The sequence below is a fragment of the Methanospirillum sp. genome (assembly GCF_035406105.1).
Classification (GTDB): Archaea; Halobacteriota; Methanomicrobia; order Methanomicrobiales; family Methanospirillaceae; genus Methanospirillum.
Window position 1 is genome coordinate 1 of record NZ_DAONKG010000066.1, and the last position, 11,287, is coordinate 11,287.

An 11,287-nucleotide genomic window follows, 5' to 3' on the forward strand; every position below is an offset into this window, starting at 1 on the left:
GCGTAATAAAAAAGCACCGATTATCCAGTGGCTCCCGGAAGGATATGCAGATCCCTGTGTTCTGAAATGTCCTGACGGAGACATCAGTGGTGTATGTGAACCTGAAGCAGCAGCAATACCGGATCGTATCGTTCAGTTTGAGCGGGTCGGGTTTGCCAGGATTGATACTCCCGGTAATCCCGCGGTGGCATACTTTACCCACCGGTAAAAAATTATTTACGGATACAGAATTTTTTTCAGATACTCGGGCAGAGCAAAGCCTGCTTCATGAACAGCCCCGTTATAATACTGCAGATTTTGAAGTGAACGGTCCCTGATGATTGCATCAATCCTCTCTTTATTCATCTTCCGGGGATCATTGGTATCAGATGCACAGGCCATCCCCCAGAGACTTCCATAGAGGGGTATATATACAAAATACGGGGCCACGATTTGAAAGACGCTGGTCAGGTTTTTCATGAGGCCTGAGACCCGTGCCGGTGCAAAGACGGGTGGTCCGATATGCAGGACGAACATCCCCCCGGAAGTGAGAAGGGCCTTGCATTCAGCCATAAACCGCGGAGAATAGAGTTCTGCAGCAGGCCCGAGCGGGTCGGTCAGGTCAAGGACGATAAGATCAAACTGTTCACCCTGTGCAGGTCCGATCTCGCGGACATATCTGAGTCCGTCTTCAATGAGGATCTCCAACCTCGGGTCATCAAGGGATCCATGGTGAACCGATTCAAAGAACCTGCGTGATAAATCAACAACCGCCTTGTCCAGTTCGACCAGGACGATCCGTTCTACTGACGGATGCTTGAAGACCTCGTCAGCAGATCCCCCGTCTCCACCCCCGATAATAAGCACGGTTTTTGGGTCCGGATGGGTAACAAGGGCAGGATGAATCATATTCTCATGATAAAAAAATTCATCACGTTCTGATGTCATGAAGTACCCGTCAAGTCGGAATAACCTGCCAAGTTCTGGTGTATCCCAGACCTCATACTCCTGGTATGGTGTTATACCCTGCTCAAGAAGTATCCCTTTCCTGAAGAAAAAGCCGCTGTTTTCATTTAGTGATTCACAGAGCAGCTCTTTAAAAAAAGATGGATCCATGGATGGTTAATTTGCTGCAACCGGGGCAGCGTTGATCTCTCCCCTGATGACTTCATGGCGTGCCATCTCTTTCGGGGCAAGAGCATTTGTTACTTCCTGAAATGTCTGTCTGGCACGGTCGCTGTTGTCTCTGCTGTAGTTACAGACGTACACGTCAAGAGTCACCCCGCTGTTCTCCGGCCAGGTGTGGATGGCGAGATGCGACTCTGCCAGAACCACGTTGCCAGTGACTCCTGCTTTATTCCCGTTTTCATCCATAAACTGGTGGAAATATGTTCCAAGCGGGGTAAGACCAGCGTTTATACATGCATCTACACAGAGCTTCTCCAACTTGCTCTGGTCACAAAGAAGATCAGCAGTGCAGGTGCAGCGGTACATATCAGCAATTAGATGTAGTCCATTCATTCGCCATCCCTCCTGTAAGGTTGTAGGGTGGTCCTGCCGTGCAAGACCCGTGGGTATAAGAATGCGATATCATAAAAGATAAATCTATTTGGTAAATGGAAAGTTTTAAACGGAGAAAACGAAAAACAGAAAAGGATTTACTGGTCTTTTTTGACAGAATCAAAGGATTATCTTCAGAATCCGGATCTTACGGGGTATTATGAGGCCGATGGGTCTGGATATACCGCTCTTCGACATCTTCTGCAGTATTTGCCTCTTTCGGGTCTTTATCCTCTCTCAGTTCGATGAAACGGGGAAACCGGAGAGCATACCCACCTTCATAACTGGGGCTTTTCTGAATCTCCGAGTATCCGATCTCAAAGACCAGCCGTGGTTCAAAATAGACCATTTTGCCATCTTTCCTGATGATATCATCCCGAAGGGTTTCATAGAGCCAGCTGAGCTGTTCATCAGAAAACCCGGTGGCAACCCGGCTGATGGGAATAAACCTGTCATTGCTTCTGACCGAGAGCAGGAATGAACCAAAGACATGGGCCCGTTTTCCTTCTCCCCACTCCGCACCGGTTACCACCAGATCCAGGGTATCAGCCTCAGGCTTTATTTTTACCCAGTCCTTTCCCCTGACACCGGGTGTGTACCGCGACCCTCTGACCTTGAGCATGACCCCTTCATGACCTGCATCAAGGGCGGCATGATAGTAGGCCTCAATCTCAGCCTCGTCATCTGATACCAGCTGCGGCGTAACATACCCGGTTGCCACCCTCGTCAGGATCTCCCGTCTCTCATGAAATGGCAGATCGATAAGCATCTCCTCATTGTAATAGAGAATATCAAAGAGATTTGGGATCATGGTGATGGCATCCGCAGCCTCAGCGACGTTATGCTTTCTCCGGAATCGTCGAAGAACCGTCTGAAATGGCATGGGACGTCCGTCCTGAACAGCAATGACCTCACCGTCAACGATCACATCATCAGGAAGCGCTTCATTGAGACGGGCAACGACATCAGGCATAGCAGACGTAACCTCCTCAAGACGGCGGGAATACATTTTACACAGATTATTCTGTTTGTGAAACTGAAACCGTGCCCCGTCATATTTGTACTCAACAGCTACCGGTTCTCCTGCCTCAAGAACACCTGAAATTGTCCCCTGCCGTGCAAGCATCATCCTGACCGGGTGGAAGGGGACCAGTCTGACGGATCTGAGTGTATCCTCTCCTTTTCGTGCCAGCACTGCTACCTCTCCGATGTCATTTCTGACTTGGTTTGCATATTCCACAAGACCGGGATCGACTGAAAATGCCTGGGCGATGGCATCCCGAAGATTCCCCTCTCCGACCCCGATGCGAAAGTCTTCAAGAAGAATGGCGGTAATGTAATGTGCCTCAAGCGGGGATGCACTTGATAATAATCGCTGGATGACCCTGATCTTCTCTTTCTGGGATCGTTCGCCTTCCATGCCTGATATCTCATGCAGGGCTGCCATGATATCGGCAAGGGTGAGCTCAACTGAGAAAAAGGAGGTCTGCGACTTCTGGGAGAGAAGCTCTTCAACCGCAGCACCTGCATCACCCACCCTGCTTAATCTGTCAATGATCTCCTCACGTTTTCTTCCTGTCACATACGCCACTGCCTCGTAGAGGAGATTGGGACCAACCCCGAGTTTTGTCCCGCTCCATTCAGGGAATGGCTTTCCAAGGATAAGCCGGCAAAACCCTGGGAGGTCATCTTCAGGGAGCGATGCCAGGATCTGTGCGAGAATTGCTATCGTATCAAGTCTGCCGGATGTCTTCTCAAGGCGGGAACATAATTCAGCAAATTCCAAAAATAGCATGATATATACACTTTTTTCAGAGAGTTATGGAAATTTTCCAGCAGTCATCCTGGCATTGCTCTCTGCACTGCCGTTTCGGTTTTCGATGTGCCGGGCGGTTTTTTGTATCTATCGAGGATGCAGCAAAGAGATCAACATCGTCTGCTGCCAGACCGAGTGCTTCATGAGCTTTCCTGATGGCAAGCCCCGGCTCATTGTTTTCTTCAGAGAGATGGGCAAGGATAGCACAATGGATGGACCGGGAGATCGTGGAAAGGACAGAACCGGCATCCTCATTTGAGAGATGTCCGCGGGGTGATGCAATCCGCCGTTTGAGAAATGTCGGGTATGGGCCGTCTTTGAGCATTTGCGGGCAATGGTTTGATTCAAGAATCACTCCGTCTGATTTTTTTATCATCTCAAGCATTCCGGACGTGACGATACCAGTATCAGTACAGTAACAGAGCCGGACGCCGCTCTCTTCGATGAGATAGCCACAGGGATCGGTTGCATCATGCGATACCGGAAAGGGGGTGATGGTAAAGTCACCGATCCTGAATGAAACATACGGCTGGATTGATTGAAAGGAAAAATTCTTCTTTGAATGAATCAACCGGCTGGCTGCATCAAGGGTACCGCTCGTTCCATACACCGGAACCTTCAGGGCATTGCCAAGCGGTCCTAGTCCCTTTACATGATCTCCATGCTCATGGGTGATGAGTACTCCTTCAATGAGATCACGACTCCCGCCGGCCTCTGAAAGTCGTCCCTTCCGGTCTTTTGTGCCCAGAATCTCCCGTGCAGATCGTCCTGCATCAATGATGACGGCTCCTCGCGACCCCTCAATATATACACAGTTCCCTTTGCTGCCACTGGCAAGAACTGATATCCTCATTCTCTCTACCGTTTGGGTTTGATCGTCATAATCCCTGCACCTAAAGGGATCTGTTCAGGGGATAATTTCGCATCCGTTGAATTTTTCATGTGCAAAATCTTCCATACGGATTGTTGCGTTTTCAATCATCTTCCTGACCTCCGGCACGATTTCTGTGATTGCATCATGCAGTGCACGAACGGTCTCGCATACAAGGTCTGCGCCCTCTTTCGGCCATGGTTTTACGATTGCTGAATAAAGGCATCTCCCTCCACAAAAATCACGTATATCGCAGGTTTCACATACTCCTGTCACTGGAACTGATGGGAGATGAACAGGAGAGGAGGTCGTAAGAGTACCGACATAGAAATCTTTCATTCCCACCATGATCGGGCAGGGGGCAATACTCCCGTCGGTGAGTATGGTATAATTTGCGTACCCTGATCCGCACCGGAGTCTGCTTGGCCGTCCACGAAGAAGATCCTCCAGTGTATCAATAAACGGATACCACTTTAATACCCTCCCGGTTTCTTTCATGACAGAAAGCCAGTCCTGCACAAGGAGGCGGATGCCGGGTATGTAGGATTCGCGTGCCCATTGCTGAAAAGATCTGAGTGTATAATCGTTCCAGAAGTTTGCATCAATCTGCCAGTGAATTGATGAGAAAGAATAATCCTGATTATCGGCGAGGTACCTGACTGCTGCCCTGATATCAGTCCGTTCAGTGACGGTCATGCGTGCGATGAGTTCATTTTGAAATCCACCGGCTCTGATATGATGAATATTTTGCATTACCCGGCTGTAGGACCCCTCACCCCGTCCATCATCAGTGGTTTTCTCATCCCCGTCGATTGAGATAAGAATGGTATCGAACCTGTTGACGATATCTGGTGAAAGCCGGTGTAAGAGGGTACCGTTCGTCTGGATCATAAATCGTGAGACCGGGGCATTGTCCATGATGGTTCTGATAAGATCTGGCCGTAATGTCGGCTCACCACCGATAAAGGTCAGTACCGCATCGGGATCCCGGGCTAAAAACCGGTAGAGATCAGCAGATTTCCAGGTTACCTCAGCAGGAATTGACTCATCAATCTGGAGAGTATCGCATTCCGGTTCGGGGGTATCAAAGATTTTCCCCCGGCAGTACGTGCAGATAAGATTGCATGAATCGGTAAGGTAGAGATGAAAATACACAAAAAATCACTATATGTTTCATCTGATGATGCATGAACCTGATGAATCCCGGCCAGTAAACACATAACTGTATTATAACCAGATGCCCATATCTTTGGGTATTCAGCTGTATGACATATCGCGTTCTTCTCATGGATGATGAGCCGGCAATTTGTGAAATAACCGGAATTCTTTTGAAAAAACTAGGGTATGATCCCACGATTGCGGTTAGCGGGGAAGAAGCGCTGGCAAAGTATCAGAAGGCCCGCGAAAATGGCCGTCCTTTTGATGTTATTATCCTTGATCTTACCATACCGGGAGGATTGGGCGGTCGCGAGGTGATCTCCGTCATCCGGGAATCAGATCCTGATGTAAAAGTACTGGTCTCAAGTGGTGATCTCTCAGATCCGGCGATTGTCTCGTATGCAGACTACGGTTTTTCAGGAGTACTTGCAAAACCCTACAATAAGAATGGATTGGATCATGCGATAAAGTCAGTATTATCATCATAAGAGTAAACCGGCTGATATATGGCATTGTGCTTTTTAAAAATCGCACCATTATGGTTCAGGCAGGGATTGATTATCCCTCACTCCTGAAGGGTCCAGGGGGAGTGTTCACATTTCTCCAGTAATTGATCAGATCCCTGATCGTCTCGGCATATTTTTCAAACTGCACCGGTTTGACAACATAACTGTTGACTCCTGATTTATAGGTCTCGCCGATATCAGATTCCTGATCTGATGAGGTAAAGACAACAATTGGAAGTGTTTTTGTTCGTTTGTCTCTTCGGATCGATTTCAAAACCTCCTGCCCGCTGATGAGGGGCATTTTCAAATCAATAAACACCACAGACGGGAGGCAAACAGGTGTGTCTTTATATGCGCCTTTTCCATGAAGGTAGTCCAAAGCCTCTCTGCCATCAAGAAAGACTCTTACCTGATCACCCATATGAATCCAGTCAACCACATTCAGAAATAACTCGACATCATTCTGGTTATCTTCGATGAGGAGAATTTCAAGTCTCCTATCTCCTTTCTGTTCCATTTCTCCCCTGCATTGTGAAATAAAACGTTGTTCCCCTGCCTGCTTTCGATTGTACCCAGATTCTTCCATGGTGCCTGAGAATTATTCTCTTGACCAGTGCCAGACCCACACCGGTCCCTTCTATCTCCGGTGACGGGGCAAGTCTTGAAAACACTTCAAAGACTTTGTCTGCGTACTGCATATCAAATCCGACACCCTTGTCTTTGATATAGTAGATTATTTCATTTTCTCTCTCATAAGAACCAATCGTAATATCAGGTATTGTACCAGGACGGGCAAATTTTATACTGTTAGATATCAGGTTGTACCAAACCTGTCTGATAAGACTGGGATCTCCCTGTGATGAAGGCAGGTCCTGAATGGAAACTGATATTTGCCTGCTCTCCGGCTGACTGGTCAGTTCTGTGATCACCCCACGCACAAGCCCTGCCATATCTATCTCAATAACCTGCAGAGGCTGACGGGCAGTCCGGGAGAACCTGAGCAGATCCTGAATTAATGTATCCATGGTTGCAGTACTCTCACGTATTTTGGAAATGAGGTGTCTGCTCTCTTCATCCAGATGTTCTCCTGATTTAAGCAGGAGCAGATGAGAGAACCCGTCTATTGTACGGACAGGTCCTCGGAGATCATGCGATACACTATATGCAAATGCGTCCAGTTCATCGAGCGATGCCTGAAGATCTTCGGTTCGTTTCCGGATAATCTCCTCGAGATCCAGATTTAATTTCTGAAGTGCTGTCTCAGCCTCTTTCCGGATGGTCATATCCCTGATGAGGGTGACCACGGTAGTGACCTGATCATCGGTGATTATCGGAATAAGTTTCATCTCAAGGAATATTTTCCGGCGTTTTTCAATGACCGTCTCATACACCACAATCTTGCCTGATGAAAAGACTTCATCATACTGCCTGCGGTCATCTTCAGACAGGTATGCCAGCACGGAAAAGAGATCGCTCCCTTCTATATGGTCACGCTTTTTAAGTAATCCTGCCTTCCTACCAAGTCTCCATCCATTCCAGATGAGAATGGAATTAGACCGGTCGGTAACAAACACCCCGTCATCCATCGCATTGACTATCTCGCGGTAGAGAGCGTCTGACGCATGAAGGCTTTTTTCAAGTTCTTTCAGGGCCGTCAGGTCCCGACCTACAGACTGATACTCGGTGAGTTCTCCGTTTTCAGAAAAAATCGCCTGATCTATCCATTGAATATATCGTTTCTCCCCGTTTGGGAGGATTATATGATGTTCATTCAGGTCTGCCGGGTGTTCAGGAGTAAGCCGGGCGAAATGGTTCTTCACCAACGCTCTCTCGTCATCAGGTATTGCAGGAGAGAATTTTGCTCCAAGAATATCCGTACATCTCTTTTTGAAAAACCTGCAATAAGCTTCATTGACAAAAATATGTGTCCCGTCCGGTTTGAATCGGCAAATAAATTCATTCTGGGTCTCAACCACACTTCGGTACCTGACTTCACTCTCCTTGATAAGGCGTTCTTTCTCCTGCACTTCATGCAGCAGCTGTCTGATGTTCTCCTCTGCTTTGATCCTGTTTGCAAGTTCGGCTTTAACCTGTTCCTCCTGGGTTTGTATCGTCTGTATCTTTTTTTTCAGATTTGAAACGAGCCGGTTTATGGCATCTTCAATCTGTCTCAGTTCAAAAACACCGGTTTCCTGAATCTGATGGTTCAGATCTCCTTGTGCGATCCGGTTAAGATCGCTGATAAGCCCTTTCACCGGATTTGAGAAGAATCGCGATGTCTGCCAGACCAAAAGTCCGGCAAGAAACAGTGTCCCCAGGAGCGTACTAACATAGATGATCGAAATCTCCAGAATTTGATTTTGAATTTTCTCCGTAGTATAGACAATCCTGCCTACAAGGTTCATCATGGGTGTTGAGGGGTACCGTGTATCAGGAATCGGGAGATAGAGGAAAGAACTGACTTGTTTGAGTGTATTGTTATATTCCGTGAAACTCTTTTTATCAGACAAGACCCTGATGACCTGAGCCTGTGATTCAGGTGTGATGCTCCCGGTGCTGGCGTTCTCACTCCATCGGGATACAAGGTCTCCCTGTGTATTGTATAGCTCAACAGATATGATATCAGGATTGATGCGGGGAAGATTCTTCAGCAGTTCGGCATATGAGGTATCAATCTCTGCGGGTATGAATTTTTGAAAATTCCTGCTTATTTCAAGTACATATTTTCGGTCAGGTGTCCCCTGGTATGCAAATTTACGGTGTGGGGCACCTTTCACAAACCCTTTTACTGTTCTGTCAATAACATACGATCCCTCTTCTCTGATATGGGTAAGGATTCTGTGAAAGCCCGGATATTTCTGGAAATCTAAATGAAGATCGGGTAAAAAGGTCGTATTCATAACACGTCCCTGATCATTTATGATGTAGAGATCCCATGTGCCCCCGAATGATTCATTCAGACTTTTTTTTACTGTTGTTAGATCAATGTGTTGAATGTCACCACCTGAAGCATTATAGGCTGCCAGAAATCTACCCATCGCTTCTTTCATTCCAGGCTCAAACGAGTATTCATACAGGCGAATTCCCCCGTCGATCCAGATGACCGACTGGAGAAGAATTTGTTCGGAATTATTCTGCCTGATTGCGAAATGGGATTCGATCTGGTTTTTTGTGTCGACATACCAGAGGGTTGTTACTGAGAGTATGGACAGAATGAGCAGTACCAAGAGTATGATGGTAAACCGGCTGATCAGCGAATCACCGCTCATCGTACATACCTGACGCATGGACTTCTGCCTTCTCATTTATTATCCGGGTTCCTGATTCTAAAACCGGATACACGATATGTTAGAATCCATTGAATACCAGATACGTGTTACGATTTGATCGTTGTATTTATCTCATTTAATATCGGTTCTCTGAAGTTATTTCATTTAAAATACTAAAAATTGTGTTTATATGCACAAACCGCTGATAATTTTGGTGCATGGCATATGTTTATCTGCGAGCAATCCACGAAAAGGATATATGGTTGAGGATGGGGAATTTCTAAACCGCATTCGCGGTTTGCTTAAGATTTACCCCAGAGGGCTTACAATATCGGAGATATCACAGCGTCTGAAATGTAACCGGAATTCAGTTGCAAAATATCTTGAAATTCTTCAGATTTCCGGTACCGTAGAGATGCAGCAGATGGGAGCTGCGAAGGTTTTTTATCTCTCACAGCGTGTTCCGATCTCCAGTCTTCTTGGTTTTACCAAAGAAGGAATTCTGGTCATTTCCAGTGATGGCCGAATAATCCAGGTAAATGATCGTTTTTGCAGAATGTTTGATCAGGATGCCCAGGCAATTACCGGCATTTCATACCTGATGCTACCAGCAGAGATTCTGAAAGTTTTCCGTTTTGAAACGTATTTTCAATCTGATACGGACTCTGAGCATACTGCGGTTGTTACGTTTCATAAGTATGACTGGCGGCGTTTTTTTAAGGTAAAATATATAAAAACAGTTTTTGAAGACGGACGAACCGGCCTGACCGTGATTGTGGAGGATGTCACCCTCGAGACCGAGATGGAGGAGCGGCTTCGTATTAGTGAAGCACGGTACCGCGGAATTGTTGAGGATCAGACTGAACTTATCTGCCGGTACAGTCATGATGGTGCCATCTCATTTGCAAACGGGGCTTTTTGCCGCCTTTTTCAGATGAGTCTTTCTGAAGCCCTGCATCATTCGTTATTTGAATTTTTAAGCCCTGATGCGGTCAGGCAGATTACAACCGGCATGCAGGCATGTTCCCCTCTATCTCCTGTTTTTGAATCAGAGTTTGAGTTTTATCTCCCGTCCGGACAATCCCGATGGTATCACTGGGTATCACGGATGCTGACTGACGATTTCGGAAGTATTCTTGAGTTTCAGGGAGTTGGAAGGGATATTACGGACCGGAAGAATGCAGAACGCGAGCTACGAATCAAAAGCCATGCTATGGACTCTTCCATCGTTCCGATTGCCCTTCTCTCCCTTGAGGGGACCATTACCTATGTCAACAAGGCATTTCTGGATCTTTGGGGATATCAAACCCCCGAAGAGGTTTTTGGTCTTCCTCTGGAACATTTTGCAAAAGGGACAGATATAACGATCCCAGCCATCCTCACGAATAATGATCTGTCAGAGAACCGTTCAGGGTATGCATTTGAAGTAGACGGAATCCGAAAGGATGGCTCCCTGATCAATCTATCGGTTACCATATCCGGTGTATATGATACGGACTCCCGGCCGATTTGTCTGATCGCGTATCTGTATGATGTCACCCATTGGGTGAGAATGGTCAGGGAGCTTGAGATTAAGGATACTGCAATAGACCACTCCTATGAAGGTATGGCGATTATCACACCGGATGATATCGTCATGTATGCCAACCCGTCATTCAAACGTATCTTCTCGCGTGTTCCAAAAGGAAGCTTTGTTGGCAGATCGATTGAGTGGTGCCTGAGTTTTTATCCACAGATCACTGCCGCAATTCCGGATATCAGGGCTTCCCTCAATGAAAAAGGAAATTATACCTGGGTTTTTTCAGATATACATGAGAACGGTTTGGCCCTGGTGATCCAGATGCATCTGTCACGGGTATTTGATCGCCACGGTGAGCACCTGTGCACCCTTATTTCTTCTCTTGATATTACCAGTCAGCGGACCATGGAAGAGTCCCTTGCTCTTATGGTTGAGCAGCTGGAAGGGACAGTTGACCAGATAGGTGACCCGACATTTATTATATCCCGGGATCGGATGGTGGTCGCCTGGAATGAAGCAATGGAGATCCTCACCGGGCTGTCCAAACACGAGATGATAGGTTCGCTCAAGTACCGGGAGTTGATAAGGCATACTACCCCGGCTCTTCCG

9 protein-coding genes and 1 pseudogene are annotated in these 11,287 nt (G+C 47.0%); 3 read left to right on the forward strand and 7 right to left on the reverse strand.

Going from position 1 to position 11,287, the window contains the following annotated elements; translation table 11 throughout:
* A pseudogene (gene gltX, locus PLA23_RS05530) lies at positions 1-208 on the forward strand (glutamate--tRNA ligase); the annotation flags it as partial.
* Positions 209-216: 8 nt separating this feature from the next.
* Here the strand turns inward: gltX and speE are convergent.
* The 5 genes from speE to PLA23_RS05555 all read right to left on the reverse strand — a co-directional run bounded on the left by speE (position 217) and on the right by PLA23_RS05555 (position 5,381).
* Positions 217-1,095, reverse strand: a complete 879-nt coding sequence (speE, locus tag PLA23_RS05535; RefSeq protein ID WP_324330209.1) for a polyamine aminopropyltransferase — start codon at positions 1,093-1,095, stop codon at positions 217-219.
* 6 nt (positions 1,096-1,101) lie between these two features.
* Positions 1,102-1,500, reverse strand: coding sequence for an adenosylmethionine decarboxylase (speD, locus tag PLA23_RS05540; RefSeq protein ID WP_324330206.1), 399 nt, complete (start codon positions 1,498-1,500; stop codon positions 1,102-1,104).
* A 187-nt stretch (positions 1,501-1,687) separates the two neighbouring features.
* Positions 1,688-3,334 carry an ATP-dependent DNA ligase gene (locus tag PLA23_RS05545; RefSeq protein WP_324330204.1) on the reverse strand — a complete coding sequence of 549 codons (1,647 nt, stop codon included), beginning with the start codon at positions 3,332-3,334 and terminating at the stop codon, positions 1,688-1,690.
* 16 nt (positions 3,335-3,350) lie between these two features.
* The gene (locus PLA23_RS05550; RefSeq protein ID WP_324330203.1) at positions 3,351-4,208 is read right to left on the reverse strand and encodes an MBL fold metallo-hydrolase; all 858 of its coding nucleotides are present in this window, start codon (positions 4,206-4,208) and stop codon (positions 3,351-3,353) included.
* A gap of 54 nt (positions 4,209-4,262) precedes the next feature.
* On the reverse strand, positions 4,263-5,381 hold the full coding sequence (locus PLA23_RS05555; protein ID WP_324474334.1) for a TIGR04084 family radical SAM/SPASM domain-containing protein: 1,119 nt from the start codon (positions 5,379-5,381) through the stop codon (positions 4,263-4,265).
* Between the two features lie 110 nt (positions 5,382-5,491).
* Between PLA23_RS05555 and PLA23_RS05560 the strand changes: the two genes are divergently transcribed.
* The gene (locus PLA23_RS05560) at positions 5,492-5,872 is read left to right on the forward strand and encodes a response regulator (RefSeq protein ID WP_324330199.1); all 381 of its coding nucleotides are present in this window, start codon (positions 5,492-5,494) and stop codon (positions 5,870-5,872) included.
* A gap of 70 nt (positions 5,873-5,942) precedes the next feature.
* On the opposite strand, the gene PLA23_RS05565 is transcribed toward PLA23_RS05560, so the two are convergent.
* On the reverse strand, positions 5,943-6,407 hold the full coding sequence (locus tag PLA23_RS05565; RefSeq protein WP_324330197.1) for a response regulator: 465 nt from the start codon (positions 6,405-6,407) through the stop codon (positions 5,943-5,945).
* Positions 6,388-9,159: a PAS domain S-box protein gene (locus PLA23_RS05570; protein ID WP_324474335.1), complete on the reverse strand. Its 2,772-nt coding sequence runs from the start codon at positions 9,157-9,159 to the stop codon at positions 6,388-6,390. The genes PLA23_RS05565 and PLA23_RS05570 overlap by 20 nt, the downstream gene beginning before the upstream one ends.
* Before the next feature lie 214 nt (positions 9,160-9,373).
* Between PLA23_RS05570 and PLA23_RS05575 the strand changes: the two genes are divergently transcribed.
* Positions 9,374-11,287, forward strand: a 1,914-nt coding sequence (locus PLA23_RS05575) for a PAS domain S-box protein (protein WP_324474337.1), incomplete at its 3' end; no start/stop codon positions are given.